Source organism: Thermus oshimai DSM 12092 (genome assembly GCF_000373145.1).
In the GTDB taxonomy this organism is placed as follows: Bacteria; Deinococcota; Deinococci; order Deinococcales; family Thermaceae; genus Thermus; species Thermus oshimai.
The window spans coordinates 343523-361039 of record NZ_KB890603.1 but is presented as its reverse complement, the minus strand read 5'-3'; the positions used below and the strand labels follow the sequence as shown (position 1 = coordinate 361039).

At 69.9% G+C, this 17517-nt stretch carries 19 protein-coding genes, 3 tRNA genes and 1 rRNA gene; 6 read left to right on the top strand and 17 right to left on the bottom strand.

Translation table 11 applies throughout. From position 1 onward, the window contains the following. A 16S ribosomal RNA gene (locus tag B043_RS0104190) occupies window positions 1–87 on the top strand; the annotation flags it as partial. An 80-nt stretch (window positions 88–167) separates the two neighbouring features. After that, window positions 168–623, top strand: a complete 456-nt coding sequence (locus B043_RS0104185; protein ID WP_016328509.1) for an NUDIX hydrolase — start codon at window positions 168–170, stop codon at window positions 621–623. Here B043_RS0104185 and meaB read toward each other — a convergent pair. From meaB to B043_RS0104165, 4 genes are read right to left on the bottom strand one after another with little or no spacing between them, the layout of a single operon-like run. Further along, on the bottom strand, window positions 594–1544 hold the full coding sequence (gene meaB, locus B043_RS0104180) for a methylmalonyl Co-A mutase-associated GTPase MeaB (RefSeq protein ID WP_016328508.1): 951 nt from the start codon (window positions 1542–1544) through the stop codon (window positions 594–596). The genes B043_RS0104185 and meaB overlap by 30 nt on opposite strands. Window positions 1545–1561: 17 nt before the next feature. Beyond that, on the bottom strand, window positions 1562–1936 hold the full coding sequence (locus B043_RS0104175; protein WP_018461056.1) for a RidA family protein: 375 nt from the start codon (window positions 1934–1936) through the stop codon (window positions 1562–1564). A 9-nt stretch (window positions 1937–1945) separates the two neighbouring features. Further along, window positions 1946–3760, bottom strand: a complete 1815-nt coding sequence (locus B043_RS0104170; protein ID WP_018461055.1) for a serine/threonine-protein kinase — start codon at window positions 3758–3760, stop codon at window positions 1946–1948. A gap of 1 nt (window position 3761) precedes the next feature. Further along, a complete protein-coding gene (locus B043_RS0104165; RefSeq protein WP_016328505.1) occupies window positions 3762–3974 on the bottom strand; it encodes a hypothetical protein in 213 nt (70 codons plus the stop codon). A gap of 109 nt (window positions 3975–4083) precedes the next feature. Here B043_RS0104165 and murA point away from each other — a divergent pair, with 109 nt between their 5' ends. After that, complete coding sequence (gene murA / locus B043_RS0104160; protein WP_018461054.1) at window positions 4084–5358, top strand: UDP-N-acetylglucosamine 1-carboxyvinyltransferase; 1275 nt, start codon at window positions 4084–4086, stop codon at window positions 5356–5358. Window position 5359: 1 nt separating this feature from the next. Here the strand turns inward: murA and B043_RS0104155 are convergent, their stop codons facing one another. Then, window positions 5360–5806 (bottom strand): hypothetical protein, encoded by a 447-nt coding sequence (locus B043_RS0104155; protein ID WP_018461053.1) that lies wholly within the window; start codon window positions 5804–5806, stop codon window positions 5360–5362. An 82-nt stretch (window positions 5807–5888) separates the two neighbouring features. On the opposite strand from B043_RS0104155, the gene prfB reads away from it, so the two are divergent. Then, a protein-coding gene (prfB, locus tag B043_RS0104150) for a peptide chain release factor 2 (RefSeq protein WP_016328502.1) occupies window positions 5889–6987 on the top strand; the annotation gives its coding sequence in 2 pieces (ribosomal slippage) (window positions 5889–5939 and window positions 5941–6987; 1098 coding nt in all). Here the strand turns inward: prfB and B043_RS0104145 are convergent. The 5 genes from B043_RS0104145 to B043_RS0104125 form a co-directional block, all read right to left on the bottom strand. Further along, window positions 6984–8183, bottom strand: a complete 1200-nt coding sequence (locus B043_RS0104145) for a DUF4127 family protein (protein WP_038036791.1) — start codon at window positions 8181–8183, stop codon at window positions 6984–6986. The two genes, prfB and B043_RS0104145, sit on opposite strands and share 4 nt — an antisense overlap. Before the next feature lie 116 nt (window positions 8184–8299). Next, window positions 8300–9280 (bottom strand): thioredoxin-disulfide reductase, encoded by a 981-nt coding sequence (trxB, locus tag B043_RS0104140; RefSeq protein WP_018461050.1) that lies wholly within the window; start codon window positions 9278–9280, stop codon window positions 8300–8302. Between the two features lie 113 nt (window positions 9281–9393). Then, window positions 9394–9469: transfer RNA gene (locus B043_RS0104135), tRNA-Glu, on the bottom strand. Window positions 9470–9489: 20 nt separating this feature from the next. Beyond that, window positions 9490–9564: transfer RNA gene (locus B043_RS0104130), tRNA-Glu, on the bottom strand. A 6-nt stretch (window positions 9565–9570) separates the two neighbouring features. Further along, window positions 9571–9644 (bottom strand) — tRNA-Gln (locus tag B043_RS0104125). A 244-nt stretch (window positions 9645–9888) separates the two neighbouring features. Here B043_RS0104125 and B043_RS0104120 point away from each other — a divergent pair. Continuing rightward, window positions 9889–10317 carry a hypothetical protein gene (locus B043_RS0104120; protein WP_245538871.1) on the top strand — a complete coding sequence of 143 codons (429 nt, stop codon included), beginning with the start codon at window positions 9889–9891 and terminating at the stop codon, window positions 10315–10317. Further along, window positions 10314–12008, top strand: coding sequence for a hypothetical protein (locus B043_RS0104115; RefSeq protein WP_018461049.1), 1695 nt, complete (start codon window positions 10314–10316; stop codon window positions 12006–12008). Before B043_RS0104120 ends, B043_RS0104115 begins: the two co-directional genes overlap by 4 nt. Window positions 12009–12078: 70 nt before the next feature. On the opposite strand, the gene fmt is transcribed toward B043_RS0104115, so the two are convergent. Genes fmt through zapE form a run of 7 tightly spaced genes read right to left on the bottom strand, consistent with a single transcriptional unit; the run spans window position 12079 to window position 17472 of the window. Next, window positions 12079–12993, bottom strand: coding sequence for a methionyl-tRNA formyltransferase (gene fmt, locus B043_RS0104110; protein ID WP_018461048.1), 915 nt, complete (start codon window positions 12991–12993; stop codon window positions 12079–12081). Then, window positions 12990–13565 (bottom strand): peptide deformylase, encoded by a 576-nt coding sequence (gene def, locus B043_RS0104105; RefSeq protein WP_018461047.1) that lies wholly within the window; start codon window positions 13563–13565, stop codon window positions 12990–12992. The genes fmt and def overlap by 4 nt, the downstream gene beginning before the upstream one ends. Window positions 13566–13570: 5 nt before the next feature. Further along, window positions 13571–14389 carry a CdaR family protein gene (locus B043_RS0104100; protein ID WP_018461046.1) on the bottom strand — a complete coding sequence of 273 codons (819 nt, stop codon included), beginning with the start codon at window positions 14387–14389 and terminating at the stop codon, window positions 13571–13573. After that, the gene (gene cdaA / locus B043_RS0104095; RefSeq protein WP_016328494.1) at window positions 14382–15095 is read right to left on the bottom strand and encodes a diadenylate cyclase CdaA; all 714 of its coding nucleotides are present in this window, start codon (window positions 15093–15095) and stop codon (window positions 14382–14384) included. The genes B043_RS0104100 and cdaA overlap by 8 nt, the downstream gene beginning before the upstream one ends. Window positions 15096–15097: 2 nt before the next feature. Further along, the gene (locus B043_RS0104090) at window positions 15098–16240 is read right to left on the bottom strand and encodes a phosphopentomutase (protein ID WP_016328493.1); all 1143 of its coding nucleotides are present in this window, start codon (window positions 16238–16240) and stop codon (window positions 15098–15100) included. Continuing rightward, window positions 16240–16491, bottom strand: coding sequence for a hypothetical protein (locus tag B043_RS0104085; RefSeq protein WP_016328492.1), 252 nt, complete (start codon window positions 16489–16491; stop codon window positions 16240–16242). The genes B043_RS0104090 and B043_RS0104085 overlap by 1 nt, the downstream gene beginning before the upstream one ends. Before the next feature lie 9 nt (window positions 16492–16500). After that, complete coding sequence (zapE, locus tag B043_RS0104080; RefSeq protein ID WP_018461045.1) at window positions 16501–17472, bottom strand: cell division protein ZapE; 972 nt, start codon at window positions 17470–17472, stop codon at window positions 16501–16503. Window positions 17473–17517 lie beyond the last annotated feature (45 nt).

Sequence of the window (17517 nt, the reverse complement as noted above, 5' to 3'; positions counted from 1 at the left end):
AGGGAGGCGCCCAGGGTAGGGCTCGTGACTGGGGCGAAGTCGTAACAAGGTAGCTGTACCGGAAGGTGCGGCTGGATCACCTCCTTTCTAAGGAGTCAAGACGCTGCCTCTCCCCTTTTCGGGTCCTTGGGGGCGCCTGCGGGCGCCCTTTTTTGTTGGAGGCAACCTTGCGCAAGAACCTGGCCCCCAAGGGAAAACGGCCGGCCACCAAGCGGGTGGTCTCCGCCGGGGGGGTGGTGCTCCGGGGGAGCCCCCCGGAGGTCCTGGTGGTGACCCTTAGGGGGGGCCGGGTGGTCACCCTGCCCAAGGGCCAGGTGGAGCCCGGGGAACGCTACCCGGAGACCGCGGTGCGGGAGGTGCGGGAGGAAACCGGGGTGGAGGCCGCGGTCCTGGCCCCCTTGGGGAAGGTGCGCTACTACTTCACCATCCGGGACGAGGGGACCCCGGTCACGGTGGCCAAGGAGGTGCACTACTTCCTCATGGCCTACCGGGGCGGGGAGCCCAGGCCCCAGCTTTCCGAGGTGGAGGCCGCCTTCTTCCTGCCGGTGGAGGAGGCCCTCCGCCGCCTCTCCTACGCCAACGAGCGGGAGATGCTAAAGCGGGCGCTCCTCCGCTTTAAGTAGGCGCAAAGCCGCCTCCTCCGGGGAAAGGAGCCCCTGGGCCACCTGGGCCACCAGCTCCTTGGCGTCTTGGGTCCTCCTCCGACCCCACTCCTGGATGACGCTTTCCACCTCAAACCGGGCCCGCTCCAGCCGGTGGCCCTCCAGAAGGCCATGGGCCAGGAGGTGCTGGTGGTGGGCCTCAAGGCCCTCAAAGAGCGCCTCCACCCCCTCCCCCGTGGCGGCCACCGTGGGGTAGATGGGGGGGCGCCACCCCCCAGGGCGGGGCGGGGCCAGCTCCAGGGCGCTTTTCAGCTCCTGGATGATCCTCTCCCCGCCGGGCAGGTCAAACTTGTTCACCGCGAAGAGGTCGGCGATCTCCATCACCCCCGCCTTGAAGGCCTGGACCGCATCCCCCGCCGCCGGGGTGAGGACGAGAAGGGTGGTGTCCGCCACCCGGGCGATGTCCACCTCGCTCTGCCCCACCCCCACGGTCTCCACGAAGATGCGCTCAAAGCCAAAGGCCTCCAGGAGGCTTAAGGCGGCCACCGTGGCCCCCGCCAGGCCCCCTAGGGCCCCGCGGGAGGCCAGGGAGCGGATGTAGACCCCGGGGTCCTGGTGGTGGCGCATCATGCGGATCCGGTCCCCCAGGATGGCCCCTCCGGTGAAGGGGCTGGAGGGGTCCACGGCCAGGACCCCCACCCGCTCCCCCCGCTTTCGGGCCTCCAGGATGAGCCGGTCCGTGAGGGTGCTCTTCCCCGCCCCGGGGCTTCCCGTGACCCCCACCACCTTGGCCCGGCCCCGGCCCCTTAGGGCCTTGAGGAGGGCCTGCCCCAGGGGGTGGCCCGCCTCCACCAGGGTGAGGGCCCGGGCCAGGGCGCGCACGTCTCCCTTTTGAAAACGCTCTAAAAGGTCTTCCAGCGCCACGGGGGCCAGCTCCGCCATGCCCCCATTCTACGCGCCTACTCCGCCAGGGCGATGCAGGCCACCTCCACCCTAACCCCCCGGGGGAGGGCCTTCACGGCCACCGTGGCCCGGGCGGGGTAGGGCGGGGCGAAGTAGCGGGCGTAGACCTCGTTGAAGGCGGGGAAGTCCTCCATGTCCGCCAGGAAGCAGGCGGTCTGGACCACCCGGTCTAGCCCCGAACCCGCGGCCTCGAGGATGGCCTTCAGGTTCTCCATGACCCGCTCCGTCTGCTGGCGGATATCCCCCTCCACCAGGACGCCTTCCGGGGTCAGGGGGATCTGGCCGGAGACGAAGAGGAGCCCCCCGGCCCGCACCGCCTGGCTGTAGGGGCCGATGGCCTCGGGGGCCCGGTCCGTGCGGATGGCCTCCATACCCCCATGCTACATGCCGAAGCGGTAAAGCCGCCCGGAAAGGTTCACCACCAGGACCTCTTGGGGAAGGGGCAGGGGGGGCACCTGGACCGGCCCCAGGCCCGTGGCCTCGAAGACCACCTGGCCCCGGGCGTCCACCGCCAGGAAGCGCCCCTCCTCCGTGGCTACGTAGACGTGCCCCCCCGCGGCGGAAAGCCCCGCGGTCACCTTCCCCACCTCGAGGCTAAAGACCTCCTCCCCGGTCCTGGCCTCCAGGGCCCTTAGGACCCCGTCCCAGCCCGCCACGTACACCCGCCCCCCGTCCACCGCCAGCCCCCCCCAGATCTCCCCCACCCCCTCCGCGTTCCAAAGGGTCTCCCGGGACAGGGGGTCAAAGGCGTAGACCTCCCCGGTCCAGGTGGGGATGAAGAGCAGGCCCCCATGGGCGGCCACCGGGGCGTGGATGGGCCCGGTCCTCACCCGGTAGCGCAGGGCCCCCGTGTCCGGGTCCAGGGCGTAGAGCCAGCCGTCCTCGCTCCCCACGAAGAGGAGGCCCCGGTAGAAGGTGGGGGTGGCGGAGAGGTGCCCCCCGGCGCGGAAGCGGAAGAGGAGCTCCCCCCTCTGGTAGGCGGAAAGGGTGCCGTCCCGGCTGGCCACGTAGACCCGCTCCCCCAGAAGGAGCCCCCCGGCGGTGATCTCCGCCCCCGTGGCCAGGCTCCAGTCGGAGGCCGCGCCCCGGAAGCGGTAAAACCGCCCGTCCCAGGCCCCCACGTACACCCCGTCCCGCACCACGGGGGGGGCGGTGACCTCCTCCTTAAGGGGGTAGCGCCGCGCCTCGTGGCGCAGGAGGTCCACCTCGGCCAGGCCCCGGCCCGCCCCCACGTAGACCCGCCCCTCCGCGTAGACCATCTCCCCCGGCCAGGCCACCTCCCCCCCTAGGTCCAGGGTGGCCTTGAGGGCCAGGCGCCTGGGGTCGGGGGCGAAGGGGTAGTGGCCGGAGCGGCCGGCCCCGCCCCTTGGGGTGGCCAGGCGCAGGGCCTGGAAGGCCTGGAGGGCCGAGCGGAAAAGCCCCGGGTGGTCGGGCCGCTCTTCGGGGTGCTTGGCGAGAAGGGCCAAAACCGCCTCGGCCACGGGCTTGGGAACGGCGGGGTTCAGGGCCTCGGGGCGCCTCGGCTCCTCGTAGACGTGCTGGAAGAGCACCGCCTGGTCGTTCTCCCCCTCAAAAGGGGGGCGGCCGGTGAGGGTGCGGTAGAGGACCGCCCCCAGGCTGTAGAGGTCCGCCTTGGGGGAAAGGGGGAGGCCCTTGGCCTGCTCGGGGGCCATGTAGTGGGGGGTGCCCAGGGTGTAGCCGGTGCGGGTGAGGTGGCGGCTTTCCCGGAGGAGGTAGGCCAGGCCGAAGTCCATGACCTTGGGGTGGCCCTCGGGGGTGAGGAGGATGTTCTTGGGGGTGAGGTCCCGGTGGAGGATCCCCTGGGCGTGGAGGTGGGCCAGGGCCTCCATGACCTTGGCGGCGGCCTCCAGGATCCTTTCCCCCTCCGGCCCCTCCTCAAAGGGCCCGAGCCGGTCAAAAGGCCCCCCCTCCACCAGCTCCATGACGAAGAAGGGCCGCCCCTCCTCCTCCCCCAGGTCCAGCACCTGGACGATCCCCGGGTGGAAGAGGCGGGAAAGGGCCCTGACCTCCAGGAAGAAACGCTCCCGGTCGGGGGGGAGGGCCTGGGGGTGGAGGAGCTTCACCGCCACCTTGCGCCCCAGGCGCTCGTCCACCGCCCGGTAGACCTCCGCCATGCCCCCTGAACCCAGGGGGGCCTCGAGGCGGTACCGCCCGGCCAGCCGCACGGGGGGCATTCTACTCTTCGGGCTCCAGTTTCTTTAAGAGCTCGGCCAGGTCGGCCTTACCCTCCTCCAGCTCCCGGGCGATCTTCTCTATGGCCAGGCGCACCACCTCCGACTTGGACACCAGCCGCTCCGGGCTGGAGAGCTCATAGGCCGCCCGGGTCAAAAGGGCGTCCTGCTCCTCGGAGATGACCACCTGAAGCCGCTTTTTTTCCTTCTTGGGCATACCTCCTCTTGGGGGTTAGTGTAGCAGAGCCCCCACCGGTTGACAATGCGCATCTTGCTCCTTATGCTCACCTTGATTAAGGTGTGGAGGATGCACCGGGGAGGGGGGCATGGAGAGTAAGGTGCTGCGGGTGGAAGGAGGGGCCCCGCTTAAGGGCGAGGTGCGGATCTACCCCGCCAAGAACGCCGCCCTGCCCATCCTGGCGGCCTCCCTGCTCACGGAGGAGCCCGTCACCCTCCTGGAGGTGCCGAGGCTAAGGGACGTGGAGGTGATGCTGGAACTTCTGGCCCACCTGGGCACCCGGTACGAGTGGGAAGGGCGGGCCCTCCACCTCCACACCCCCGAACTCAAGCGCCTCGAGGCCCCCTACGAGCTGGTGGGCCAGATGCGGGCCAGCTTCATCGTCTGGGGGGCCCTCCTGGCCCGGGCCGGGGAGGGGCGGGTCTCCTGGCCCGGGGGGTGCGCCTTCGGGGCCCGGCCCGTGGACCAGCACGTGAAGGCCCTGAGGGCCCTGGGGGCGGAGGTGGTGGAGGAAGGGCACACCTTCTACGCCCGCCGAAAGGGGCCCTTGGGGGGGCGGGTGGTCTTTGACCTGCCCACGGTGGGGGGGACGGAGCAGGCCCTCCTGGCCCTGGCCCTGGAGGGGGAGGGCACCCTGGTCCAGGCGGCGGTGGAGCCGGAGGTGGAGGACCTGGGCCGTTTCCTCACCCTTCTCGGGGTGGAGATCCGGGGCCTCGGGAGCCCCATCCTCCACGTGAAGGGGGCCAAGCGGCTTGGGGGCGGGACCTACCGCATCATCCCCGACCGCATCGAGGCCGGCACCTACCTCCTGGCCGCCGCGGCCACCCGCGGGGAGGTGACCCTCACCGAGGTCCGCCCCGACCACCTGGACGCCCTTCTGGACAAGCTGGCCCAGTCCGGGCACCGCATCGCCACCGGAAAGGACTGGGTGCGCCTCACCGCCACCCCCACCCCCGAGCCCCTGCATGTGGAGGCCCGGGAGTACCCGGGCTTCCCCACCGACCTCCAGCCCATCGTCACCGCCTACCTGGCCACGGTGCCCGGGCAGAGCACCGTTATGGACCGGGTCTACCCCGACCGCTTCACCCACGTGGGGGAGCTGGCCCGCATGGGGGCGGAGCTCTACCTCCGGGACCGGCTCCTCATGGTGAACGGCAAAAAGCTCCACGGGGCCCAGGTGAAGGCCCTGGACATCCGCGCCGGGGGTGGCCTCCTGGTGGCCGCCTTAAGCGCGGAGGGCACCACGGAGATGGAAGGGGTGTACTTCCTGGAACGGGGGTACGAGGACCTGGAGGGCAAGCTCCGGGCCCTGGGGGCCCGGGTCCACCTGGAAGCGCAGGCCCCTAGCCTGGCCGCAGACTGAACTAGGCCCAAAGGCGAAGGGCCTCCGGGAAGCGGAAGAAGAAGCGGTCCCTGAGGAGCTCGGGGCTGTAGGCCCTTTCCACGTAGCCCGCGCTCCTCAAGGCCTCCAGCACCTCCTTGGCCACCTCCCGATCCCCTTCCAGGCGGGCCGCGAGGAAGGCCAGGGCCTCCTCCTCCTCGTCCCCTTCCCCCACGAACTCCGCGTACTCCCGGTCCAGGGCCCGCATGAGGGCCTTAAGGTCCACCGGACGGCGGGTGAAGGCCCAGCGGGGCCGTTCCCCGGGCAGGAAGTGGGCGTACCCCTGGGCCTCGAGGGCCCGGGCCAGCTCCTGGGCCTGGGGGTGGGGGTACCCCCTCGCCACCAGGAGGGCGACCAGGCTTTCCCGCTCGCCCACCACCCCCTCCGGGTAGGTGTCCTTGAGGCCAGCGGCCAGCTTCTCCAGCTCCATAGCTTCTTTATCATATAACCTGAGCGCAGTTCCTTCAAGGGTGCTTGTGCCCAGACCTCCCCACCCCTATACTGGGAAGGGTATGGACCTGAAGCTCCTCAGCGAACGCCTGGAAAACCTCCGGGGGTATCTTTGACATCCCCGGCAAGGAAGCCCGCCTAAAGGAACTGGAACCCCGCCTGGAAGACCCGAGCCTCTGGCAGAACCCCGAGGAGGCGAGAAGGGTGAGCCAGGAGGCCGCCCGCCTAAGGCGGGTGGTGGAGACCTACCGGGGCCTTAAGGACGACCTCCAGGGGCTTTTGGAGCTCTACGAGGAGCTTCCCCCGGAGGAGCGGGAGGCCCTGGCCCCGGAGCTAGAGGAAGTGGGGCGGAAGGTGGAGGAGCTTTACCACGAAACCCTCCTCGCCTTCCCCCACGCGGAGAAGAACGCCATCCTCACCATCCAGCCGGGGGCCGGGGGCACGGAGGCCTGCGACTGGGCGGAGATGCTCTTAAGGATGTACACCCGCTTCGCCGAGCGGAAGGGGTTCCAGGTGGAGGTGGTGGACATCACCCCGGGCGCGGAGGCGGGGATTGACTACGCCCAGATCATCGTCCGGGGGGAGAACGCCTACGGCCTCCTGGCCCCCGAGGCCGGGGTCCACCGCCTGGTCCGCCCCTCCCCCTTTGACGCCTCGGGCCGCCGCCACACCTCCTTCGCCGGGGTGGAGGTCATGCCCGAGGTGGACAGCAGCGTGGAGGTGGTCATCCGCCCGGAGGACCTCAGGATCGACGTCTTCCGCTCCCAGGGCCACGGGGGCCAGGGGGTGAACACCACGGACAGCGCGGTGCGCATCGTCCACCTGCCCACGGGGATCACCGTCACCTGCCAGACCACGAGGAGCCAGATCAAGAACAAGGAGCTGGCCCTGAAGGTCCTCCGCTCCCGGCTTTTTGAGCTGGAGTGGCGGAAGAAGCAGGAGGAACTGAGGAAGCTTCGGGGCGAGGTGCGGCCCATTGAGTGGGGAAGCCAGATCCGGAGCTACGTCCTGGACAAGCAGTACGTGAAGGACCACCGCACGGGCCTCATGCGCCACGATCCCCAAAACGTCCTGGATGGGGACCTGGAGCCCTTCATCTGGGCGGGGTTGGAGTGGAAGGCGGGGCTCCGCCAGGCCCCCTTGGAGGAGGAGCCCACCTAAGGGCTTGGCCTTTCCCCGGGCAGGGGACGCCAGGAGAGCGCCCCTTCCGCCTCAAAGCTCCGGCCCCAGGGGAAGGCCAGGGCGGAAAGCTCCAAGACCCCCCCTTCCCAGGGCACGGGCTGGAAGAGCCGGGCGGCCTCCCTGGCTTCCTCGGGAAGGGGCTCGGGAAAGCGGGCCCTGACCCAAGGCCGCCCCACTTCCCCCCACCAGTAGGCGAAGTAGGCCTCAAAGAGCCGCGCCTTTCGCCCCTCCTCGTCTCCCAGGAAAAGCCCCCCCTGGGCCAGGGCGCTTCCCAGGTTGTTGGCCGGGGTGCCCCAGGCGGCGTAGGCGGCCAGGCGGGGGAAAAGCCCCAGGGCGAGCAGGCCTTCCGCCAGCCGAGGGTCGCCCCGGTTCACCCGGGATAGGTCCGCCAGGGCCACCCGGTGCCCCCCCATGAGGCGGAGGAGGTCCAGAAGGGCCTTCCTGGGGTTAAGCCCCCCGTAGAGGTAAAGGACCAGATCCGGGCCCTCAGAAAGGGGCACGGCCTCCGCCCCGGCGCTTGCCAAAAGCCGGGCCACCGTCTCCGCGAGGGGGAGGCCCTCATACGGGGTGGTCCGCCCGGCCAGGGCGGGGTCCTCGTAGGCCACGGCCACCTTAAGCCCCGGCCTTAAGGCCCGGAGGAGGAGGACCTGCCCCGCCTCGTCCGCCCCGGGACGGGTGGGGTACGGGAGGCGGCGGGCCTCCGCCAGGGCCGGGGAACGCTGCACCGCGTCGTCCCAGGAGGCCTCGAGGTAGACCCCCCCGAGGCCCCCAAAGGAGGCCACCCCCCGGAGGACCTCCAGGTTCCTGCCCCTCTGGGTGGCGTCCCAGCGGGGGATGACCCCATAGAGGTAAAGCCGTCCCCCATACCGCGCCTTCCAGGAGAGGAGGGGCCCCAGCCGGGCCAAGGCGTCCTCCGGGGGGAGGGGAAGGTGGCGGCTTTGGAGAAGCCCCCCGTAGGCCAGGGCGTCCAGGCTCCCCACCAGGGCCTCCCCGGGGGTGGAGAGGAGCCAAGCCCGAAGGAGAGGGAGGTCCGCCCCTTGAGGACCCCGGTAGGAGGCCCTGGGCGGGCAAAGGACCAGGCCGTAGCGGCAGGGGCCCCAGTTGGGTGGGCGGTCGTCCAGGGGGAGGTAGAGGACCTGGGCCGAACCGGAGCCCAGGAGGAGGGCAAGGGCCACCCCCGCCCAGCGCCGGAGAAGGGGTAGGGCCAGCTTAACCCTTCCAGGACAGCGCCCCACCTGGGATGGGAAAAGGGGTTCACGCCCCCACCAAAGCGTTCGCTGCGGTGGGGTACTTAACCCGCGTGCACCGCCTCCCCGTGCCCCGAGAGGTAGCGCTCGGCCATCATGGCCGCCCGGGTGCCCGCCCCCACGCTGGTGGTGAGCTGGCGGTAAATGGGGTCCGCCACGTCCCCCGCGGCGAAGATCCCGGGCACGGAGGTGAAGACCTCGTCCCGCACCGCGATGTAGCCGTCGGGCCTGAGCTCCACCACCCCCTTGAGGAAGGCGGTGTTGGGCTCGTGGCCGATGAAGACGAAGACCCCGTCCGTGGGGTAGACGTACTCCTCCCCCGTCTTCAGGTTCTTGAGGCGCACCCCGGTGACGTTCTCCTCCCCCAGCACCTCGGTGACGATGTGGGAAAAGAGGAAGTGCATCTTGGGGTTCTGGAAGGCCCGGGCCTGGGCCACCTTGTTGGCCCTAAGCTCGTCCCGGCGGTGGACCAGGGTCACCTTGCGGGCGAACTTGGTGAGGAACAGCCCCTCCTCCACCGCCGCGTCCCCCCCGCCCACCACCACCACCTCTTTGTCCCGGTAGAAGAACCCGTCGCAGGTGGCGCAGGTGGAAACCCCCCGGCCGTAAAACCGCTCCTCCCCGGGAACCCCGAGCTTCCTGGGGGTGGCCCCGGTGGCGATGATCACCGCCCGGGCGGGGTAGTTCCGCTCAAACCCCCGCACCAGAAAGCCCTCCTCCGACTTCTCCACCCCCAGGACCTCATCCATGACGATCTTGGCCCCGAACTTCTCCGCCTGCTGCACCATGCGGCTCGCCAGCTCGGGGCCGGAGATGCCCTCGGGGAAGCCAGGGTAGTTCTCCACCTCGTCCGTCTGGGCGATCTGCCCCCCGGGCAGGCCCTTTTCCACGATGACGGTCTTGAGCCCGCCCCGGCCCGTGTAAATCCCCGCGGTGAGACCCGCAGGCCCCCCACCGATGATGACCACGTCGTACCGCTCCTCGCTTTGGGCGCCGCCCGCCAGACCGGTCAGGGTAAACTCCATGGTTCCCTCCTATCCATCACCCTACACCCCCATATACCAGGAGGGGGTATCAGCAGGTCCAGTTTGCCGGAAAAGGGAGGAAGCGTCAAGGGAAAAGCCGATCCGAGCCGCGCTGGTGACCCCAGGGGGATTCGAACCCCCGTCTCGGCCTTGAGAGGGCCGTGTCCTAGGCCTCTAGACGATGGGGCCGCGGTGCGGCTCGGACCGTTTGGTGACCCCAGGGGGATTCGAACCCCCGCCGCCGCCTTGAAAGGGCGGTGACCTAACCGCTAGTCGATGGGGCCGGGTTTTGGCTGGGGTGCGTGGACTCGAACCACGACCGGCGGATCCAGAGTCCGCTGTCCTGCCGTTAGACGACACCCCAGCGGAAGGGGCCCGAACCCTCGGGCCAACGGTTATGGTACACTCTAGAGGGTGAATTGGCAAGCCCCAAGCCTATGGAAGAGGCCGTTTTGGAAATCCTGACCCGGTATCTTTCCCCCCAAGCGGCGAGAAACCTGCTCCTGAAAGCCGCTAAGGGGCCCCTTCCCTCCTCGCCTTGGGAATGGGCCCGGTTTCTGGAAGGCCCGCTATGGCAGGAGCTTAAAGCTCTTCTGCCTTTCAGGGAGATGCCCCGGGAGCTCAAGCGCCTCATCGGGGAGCTGAAGGCCCTGGCCCCCCAGGTGGCCGAAGAGGAAGCGGAAGAGGAAGAGGAGGCAAACCTCCCCCCGGAGGTGGTGGACCTGGAAAACCCCGAGGCGCGCCACGCCCTGGCCCGCCGCCTGGCCCGGCTGGAGGGGGTTTTGGGGGTGGTGGTGGTGGGCCAGAGGGGGCGGGAGGAGCTCCTCGCCGGAGAGGCCCCGCCTTTTGAGGCCGTGCACTTCCTTTTGGGAAGGCAAGGCTACCGCGCCTTCTACGCCCTTCTGCCCCAGGGGCTCGTGGCCCTCAGGCCCCTGGAAGGGGGGTATGTGGGGGTCATGGCCCGCAAGGAGGCCAACATCGGCCGTTTGCTCCACGCCCTGAGGCGGATCACCACGCCCACGGAGGTTGGCGGATGAAACGAGGCGTAGCGCTCTTCCTTTGGCTGGCCCTGGCCCTGGCCGCACCCCTGCCTGAGCTTTACGATCGCCTGGAAAGCGCCCTGGGCCAGGTGCGGATCGAGGCCCAAAACCAAGCCCTTCCCGCTTTGGAGCAGGCCCAAAGCCTTCTAAGGCAGGAGGGGGAGGTCTTGCCCCCTGTCCTGCGGGACGCGGCCCTTTTGAACCTGCAGGAGGCCCGGCAGGCCCTTCTCCGGAAGAGCCGGGCGGACCTCGAGGCCCGTCTCCTCCTGGTGCGCCACCTCTTGGGCAAGGCCCTCCTGGACGGATTCTTAAGCGGTACGGGGGAGGAAAGGGCGGCCCTCCTCGGGCGCCTGGCCCGGGCCACGGGCCTGCCCCAACCCCTGGTGCAGGGGGTCCGCTCCCTCCCCCCCGAAGGGGCGCGCCGCCTCCTGGAGGCCCACTACCTCCAGGCCATGGCCGAGGATCTGGGCCGCTCCCTGAGCGCTGCCTCGAGGCCCGAGGCCTACCTGGCCCTGGCCCGGGCCTACGCCCGCTACCTGGTGATCCAGGACAGCCCCCAGAGCACCCTCAAGGCCCAAGACTTCGTCCAGGCCCTGGCCAAGGTCTCCGGGGGGGAACCCTTCCGGGCGGAGGTGGCCGCCTTGAGGGAGAAAACCCTGGCCTGGCGGAAGGGCCTCCAGCCAAGCCCCAAGCCCCAGCCCCAGACCTCCGCGCCTTCAAGCCCGCAACCCCAGGCCGCCACCCCCCCAAGCCAACCCCCCTCCGCATCCCCTAGTCCCGCCCCATCCACCCCCTCTCCCGCCCTACCCCTGCCCGCCGAGGACCTCCCGGAGGGGCTCAGGGAAGAGGTCTCCTTCCTCCGCGTGGACCCCGAGGTGCAGGCCAAGGTGGGCAAGGTCCTGGCCACCCTGGGCTACCCCTCCTTGGTGGAATGGCTGCCCACCCTGGACGAGGTGCGGAGCGCCGTGGCCCAGGCCCAGCTCTACACCCAGGCCGGGCAGAGCGAGCGGGCCCGGCTTTACGTCAACTACGCCTACAGCCGCTACCGGCTTAAGGTGATGCCCCTGGTGGAGAGCTACGCCCCGGACGTGGCCTCGAGGCTGGACCGGCTCTTCCAGCACCTGAGCGCGGCCCCCGCCCTGCGCACCGTGGACCTGGCGGTGCTCCTGGCGGAGGTCCAAGAGGCGGAGGAGCGGCTCTTCGGGGACACGCTGGGCCTCTGGCACGTCCTCCAAAGCAACCTGGTCCTCCTCTTGACCGGTATCCCCCGGGCCGTGTTCTTCCTGCTGGTGGGGGTGCTGGCCTTCTTCCCCCTCTACCTCATCCGGCTCACCTTCGGGGGGCGGAACGTCTACTGGAACCTCCTGGCCCTGGCCTTCCTCTTCCTCTTCCTCCCCATCCTCGCGGAAGGGCTCTCCTACTTCGGCTCTCTCATGGCCAGCTACGGGGGCCTGCCCTGGATGGGCCTCCTCACCTACCTCTCCATCGGCGAGGGGTTGGTGCCCTACCTGGCCTGGGGGTTCAGCGTCTTTTTGGTGGTGGTCCTGGCCACCGCGGGGCTTAGGGGCATCGCCGCCCAGTTCGGCCTCCTGAAGGAGCGGGGGGCGGAGGTGGCCCCCACCGCGGAGAGGCTTCCCTCCACCACCCTCACCAGCGAGACCATCGTGGAGTGGGACGAGGAGTTTTAAATACCCCACCGAAGCTTGGCCCCCAAGCTACGGGGAGGGCGCCTAAACGCCTCGGGGACGCCACCCGCCCCTATTCTAGCCGCGTGCCCGGGCCCACCCCATACCCCCGGGCCCAGTCCGCCGCGGGCATGGGCCTCCGCCCCTCGGGCTTCACGGTGAGGAGGCGGACGAGCCCCTTCCCCGTCCCCACCAGCACCCCTTCCCGGTCCACCCCCAGGACCACCCCGGGAACCCCCTCTCCGGGCTCCGGGCGCAGGGCCAAGACCTGGACCCGCTTTCCCCCGTGGAAGAAGTAACTCCCCGGCCAGGGTTGCACCCCCCGGTGGCGGTTGTAGATGGCCTCCGCGCTTTCGGAAAAGCGGATCCGCCCCTCCTCCTTGGTGAGGAGGGGGGCGTAGGAGGGCTCCCCCTCCTGGGGGGTGGGGGTGAGGTGGGGCAGCTTCTCCAGGACCTCCAGAAGGAGCTCTATCCCCTTATCCCGAAGCCGCTCGGAAAGGGCCACCGCGTCCTCCTCGGGGCCGATCTCCGTGCGATAGACCGCGTAGAGGGGCCCGGTGTCCAGGCCCTCCTCCGTCTTCATGATGGACACCCCCGTCTCCTTCTCCCCCCGGATGAGGGCCCACTGCACGGGGGCCGGGCCCCGGTACTTGGGGAGGAGGGAGGGGTGGAGGTTGAGGAAGCCGTAGGGGGGGACCTCCAGGACCTCCTTGGGGAGGATCTTGCCGTAGGCGGCGGTGACGGCCACCTCGGGGGCGGCCTCTTTGAAGGCCTGGAGGAAGGCCTGGTTCCCTTTTAGGCGCTCGGGCTTGAGGACGGGAAGCCCCAGGGCCTCCGCCCGCTCCGCCACGGGGCTCGGGGTGGGCTTTAGGCCCCGGCCCTTGGGCTTGTCGGGCTGGGTCACCACCAGGACCACGGGGTGGTGGGCGTGGAGGGCTTCCAGGACGGGCACCGCCCACTGGGGCGTGCCGAAAAAGGCCACCCTCATCGCCCGGCAAGCTCCTTTAGGAAGGCCCTGGCCTCCCTCTGGAAGCGGGCAAGCTCCGCGCGGTTCTCCTCCAGGAAGGCCTCCCGCTTGGGCTTAGGGAGGCGCTCAAAGAAGAGGACCCCCTCCAGGTGGTCTATCTCGTGCTGGAAGACCCGGGCCATGTACCCCTCCAGCTCCAGCGCGCGCTTTTCCCCCTCCTCGTCCTGGTACTCCACCCGGATGCGCTCCGCCCGGGGCACCTCTTCGGAGTAAAGGCCGGGCAGGGAAAGGCACCCCTCCGTGCCCTCCACCAGGCCCTCCCGGTGGGTGATCACCGGGTTCGCCACCACGTAGACCCGGCGCACCAGGTCCCGTAGGGGCCTTTCCTCCTCCTCGGGCTCGTCCGCGTACTCCACCGCCACGAAAAGGCGCTCCGAAAGCCCGATCTGGGGGGCGGCAAGGCCCACGCCCCGGGCCTCAAACATGGTTTCCAGCATGTCCTCCGCCAGGCGCTTCACCCGGGTGAAATCCTCCACCGGCCGGGCCTTTTTGCGCAGGACCGGGTCCCCGTAGAGGCGGATGGGGTAGATCATCCGGTTCATTCTAGCGCAAGCCGCACCCTTCCCACCACACCCCCCACCGGGTAGACCCCAGCGGGCAGGCGGAGGGTCCAGGGGCCCTCCACCTCCCCCGGCCGGAAGCCCCCTGGGGGCAGGGCCTCCACCTCCTCCAGGCCCTCTAGGGCCTCCTTGGGCCCCACCACCCGCACCCTTCTAGGGGTGAAGTCCTGCACCTTGAGGCCCGAAGGGGGCCGGAAGACCACCGGCACCTCCTTCAGGAAAAGGGCCTCCCGCCTTTCCAGGACCCGCACCGACCCCGGGATCAGGGTCACCCCAGGGAGGGGGCCTTCGGGACCGAAGGCGGTGAGGGGGACCGTCTCCCCCCCCAGGTCCAGGCCCACCGCGGCCACCGCGGCCTCCACCTGGCTCCTGGGCCCCCGGGCCTGGACCAGGAGGGGCTCCACCACCACCCAGGCCCCCTGGGCCAGGACCTCCACGGGAAGCTGGCGTTCCAGGATGGCCTCCACCCGGCCCTCCACCCGGGCCGGGCGCACCTCCAGCACCTCCACCCCCTGGGGCACGGCCACCCGCACCTCCCGGGCGAAGCCCCCCTCCGTCCCGGAGAGGTCCAGGTAAGCGGAAACCGGCGGGGAGGCCCCCTCCACCAGGGGGGCGGGGCCCCGCAGGCGGAGGAGGACCTCCTTGGGCACCCCCTCGGCCACCTGCTCCGGGGAAAGCCCCACCACGGTGAGGGGCACGGAAAGGGCCCGCTCCACCACCGGGGCCCTCTCCCTGATGGAGTTCCAGATCAACACCGCAGCCAGCAGGGCGAGGAGGAAGCCGAGGAGCTCACGCACGGGCCACCCCCTTGAGCCGCTCCCGCAGGGCCTCGAGGCTCAAAGGCGGGGAAAGCCGCCCCCCCTCGGCCACCCGGATGGCCCCCGTCTCCTCGCTTACCACGATGACCAGAGCGTCCGAAACCTCGGACAGGCCCAGGGCGGCCCGGTGCCGGGTGCCCAGGCCGATCTGGCTTTCGGAGATGGGGAAGACGCACCCCGCAGCGAAAAGCCGCTCCCCCCGGAGGATGGCCCCCCCGTCGTGGAGGGGGGTGCCGGGGTAAAAAAGCGTTTCCAGAAGCCGGGCGGAAAGCCGGGCGTCCAGGATCTCCCCGCTCACCGCGTACTCCCCCAAGGGGGTGCGTCTCTCTAGGGCGATGAGGGCCCCCCGGCGCTTTTCCGAAAGCCGGGAGAGGCCGAGGAGGAGCTCTTCCAGGGCCAAGGGGCCTGAGGAAAAGCGCTGCCCCCGCCCAAGCCGCTCCAAGAAGGCCCTTAGCTCGGGCTGGAAGACCACGATGAGGGCGAAGGCCCCCAGGGTGGCCGCGTTCCCCAGAAGCCAGGAGAGGGTGGAAAGCCCAAGGAGGCTTGCGATAAACCAGACCAGGAGGTAGACCAAAACCCCCCGGACCAGGTTGAGGGCCCGGGTGCCCACCATGAGCCGGTAGAGGGTGTAGAGGAGGAGGGCCACCAGGAAGATGTCCAGGAGGTCGCGCCAGGTCACGGGCATGGCTAGACCAGGCTTTTCCCAGGGCCGTCCCAGGAAAGGCCAAAAAGCCGGGCCCAGGTGGCCCCCAGGTCGGCGAAGGTCTCCCGGGTGCCCAGGTCCCCCTCCACCCCCGGCCCCACCCAGAGGAGCATCCCGTACTCCCGGGTGTGGTCCGTGCCGAAGAAGGTGGGGTCGTTGCCGTGGTCGGAGACCAGAAAGAGGTGGTCCTCTGGGCCCAGGGCCTCGAGGAGCCTGGGCAGGAAGGCGTCAAGCTCCTTTAGGGCCCGGGCGTAGCCCTGGGGGTCGCGCCGGTGGCCGTACTTGGCGTCAAAGTCCACCAGGTTGGTGAAGAGGAGGCCCCGGAAGGGCTCTTTCATGAGGGCCAGGGTCTTCTCCAGGCCGTCCTTGTTGTCCGCCGTCTTCACCTCGCGGGTGAAGCCCCGGTGGGCGTAGATGTCGGGGATCTTCCCCACCCCGATGACCTCGAGGCCCCCCTCCACGAGGAGGTCCAGGACGTTCCTGGGGGGCTCCAGGGCGAAGTCCCGCCGGAGGTCCTCCCGGCGGTAAAAGGCCCCTGGGCTCCCGGCAAAGGGCCGGGCGATGACCCGGGCCACCTGGTGCTCCCCCCTAAGGAGCGCCCGGGCCACCTCCGAGATGCGGTAAAGCTCCTCCGGCGGGATCACCTCCACGTGCGCCGCCACCTGGAAGACGCTGTCCGCGGAGGTGTAGACGATGGGGAAGCCGGTCTTCAGGTGGGCCTCCCCGTAGTCCTTGATGGCCTCGGTGCCGGAGTAGGGGCGGTTCAGGAGCCACCCCCCTACCCCTGCGGCCTCGGCCCAGGCCCTAAGGAGCTCTTCCGGGAAGCCCTCGGGGTAGGTGCGGAAGGGCCTTTCCAGGTGGACCCCCACGAACTCAAAGTGGCCGGTGGTGGTGTCCTTGCCCGGGTTCACCTCCCGCATGCGGCCAAAGGCCCCCTGGGGCTTTGGGCGGGGCAGGGTGTGCACCCCGGGCACCCAGCCGAGGCCCAAAGAGGCCAAGTGGGGAAGCTCCACCCCGGTCTTCAGGAGGGTGTGGTCCAGGGTGTCCGCCCCCTCGTCCCCGAAAAGGGGGGCGTCCGGGAGGTAGCCGAGCCCCACGGAGTCCAGAACCAGGGCAATGACCTTCATCAGGACCTAAGCCCCTCGTCCTCCTCCTCCTGGGCCATGGCCATGATCTCCTCCGGGGTCATCTCCGAGAGGGCCCGGATGGCCTGGAACTCCTCCACCAGCCCCTGGATCTCCTCCATAGCCTCCTCCAGGGAAAGCTCCCCGTCCTCGTACTCGTCCAAGACCTCCTCTATGGCCTCCAGCACCCCCACCGCGGCGCTGGCCTGGGAGAGGGCCTGGGCCAGCTCGCCGAGCCTCTCTGCTAGGTCCATGGCCCCATGCTACCCCAAAAGCTCGGCCAGCCGCGAGAGCGCCCGCCCGTACTTCTTGGCGAAGGGGCCGTGGCGGTAGGTTTCGGGGAAAAGGGCCTCTAAGGGTACCCCGGAAAGCCGGAGCTCCAGGCCCAGGTTATAGAGCTGGTCCAGGAAGTGCACGAAGCGCAGGGCGTCGTTCTGGTCCCCTATGGGGGCGAGGCCCGTGAGGTAGACCACCTCCAAGCCCTGGAAGAGGTAGCGGTAGCGGATGGGGTGGAGGGCCCGGAGGTGGGCGAGGAGCTCGGGAAAGGCGTCCAGGCTCTTTCGCCTGGGGTCTTTCTGAAAAAGCCCAAGTAGGGTTCCCTCCTCCAAGGGGCGGGGGAGGCGGCCGGGGTCGCGGTGGCGGAAGTCCTCCCCCTCTATCCGCTCCACGGCGAAGCGGCGGGCGAGGCTTTGGATCTGGTGGCGGAACTGCTCGGCGTTGAATCGCCCTTCCCCTAAGGCCCCTGGGGGGGTGTTGGAGGTGGTGGCCACCCGCACCCCCCGGTCCATGACCAGGGCCAGGAAGTGGGTGGCCATCTGGGCGTTGCCGGGGTCGTCCAGCTCAAACTCGTCGATGAAGAGGTAGCGGAGGGCGGCGAAGCGCCGGGCGCCTTCCCTCAGGCCCATGAGGCCCAGGGCGTAGGTGAGCTCCTCAAAGGTGAGGAAGGCCTTGGGGCCGGGGGCCTCGAGGTAGGCCGCCACCAGGAGGTGGGTCTTCCCCACCCCGAAGCCCCCGTCCAGATAGACCCCCTGGGGCCCGGGGAGGCGGGGCCGGAAAAGCCCCTTGGGGCGGTCGTGGACCCAGCGTCGCAGGCGCTCCTTGGCCAGGGCCTGGGAAGGGTAGCGGGGGTCCGGACGGTAGCGGTCAAAGGTGGCCCCCCCAAAGCGGGGCGGGGGGACGAAGCCCTTGAGGAGAAGGTCCAGGTCCACCTCAGGGTGGCGGTCCACCAGGCGCATGGGGCTACTTTACCCGTTCCTTCCTGGACGCAGGAAGGCGCCCAT

Excerpts from the sequence above, each read along its gene's own strand:
- meaB (WP_016328508.1), bottom strand. The coding sequence starts at position 1,544 with ATGGCGGAGCTGGCCCCCGTGGCGCTGGAAGACCTTTTAGAGCGTTTT.
- B043_RS0104175 (WP_018461056.1), bottom strand. The coding sequence starts at position 1,936 with ATGGAGGCCATCCGCACGGACCGGGCCCCCGAGGCCATCGGCCCCTAC.
- B043_RS0104170 (WP_018461055.1), bottom strand. The coding sequence starts at position 3,760 with ATGCCCCCCGTGCGGCTGGCCGGGCGGTACCGCCTCGAGGCCCCCCTG.
- B043_RS0104165 (WP_016328505.1), bottom strand. The coding sequence starts at position 3,974 with ATGCCCAAGAAGGAAAAAAAGCGGCTTCAGGTGGTCATCTCCGAGGAG.
- murA (WP_018461054.1), top strand. The coding sequence starts at position 4,084 with ATGGAGAGTAAGGTGCTGCGGGTGGAAGGAGGGGCCCCGCTTAAGGGC.
- B043_RS0104155 (WP_018461053.1), bottom strand. The coding sequence starts at position 5,806 with ATGGAGCTGGAGAAGCTGGCCGCTGGCCTCAAGGACACCTACCCGGAG.
- trxB (WP_018461050.1), bottom strand. The coding sequence starts at position 9,280 with ATGGAGTTTACCCTGACCGGTCTGGCGGGCGGCGCCCAAAGCGAGGAG.
- B043_RS0104120 (WP_245538871.1), top strand. The coding sequence starts at position 9,889 with ATGCCCCGGGAGCTCAAGCGCCTCATCGGGGAGCTGAAGGCCCTGGCC.
- B043_RS0104115 (WP_018461049.1), top strand. The coding sequence starts at position 10,314 with ATGAAACGAGGCGTAGCGCTCTTCCTTTGGCTGGCCCTGGCCCTGGCC.
- fmt (WP_018461048.1), bottom strand. The coding sequence starts at position 12,993 with ATGAGGGTGGCCTTTTTCGGCACGCCCCAGTGGGCGGTGCCCGTCCTG.
- def (WP_018461047.1), bottom strand. The coding sequence starts at position 13,565 with ATGATCTACCCCATCCGCCTCTACGGGGACCCGGTCCTGCGCAAAAAG.
- cdaA (WP_016328494.1), bottom strand. The coding sequence starts at position 15,095 with ATGCCCGTGACCTGGCGCGACCTCCTGGACATCTTCCTGGTGGCCCTC.
- B043_RS0104090 (WP_016328493.1), bottom strand. The coding sequence starts at position 16,240 with ATGAAGGTCATTGCCCTGGTTCTGGACTCCGTGGGGCTCGGCTACCTC.
- B043_RS0104085 (WP_016328492.1), bottom strand. The coding sequence starts at position 16,491 with ATGGACCTAGCAGAGAGGCTCGGCGAGCTGGCCCAGGCCCTCTCCCAG.
- zapE (WP_018461045.1), bottom strand. The coding sequence starts at position 17,472 with ATGCGCCTGGTGGACCGCCACCCTGAGGTGGACCTGGACCTTCTCCTC.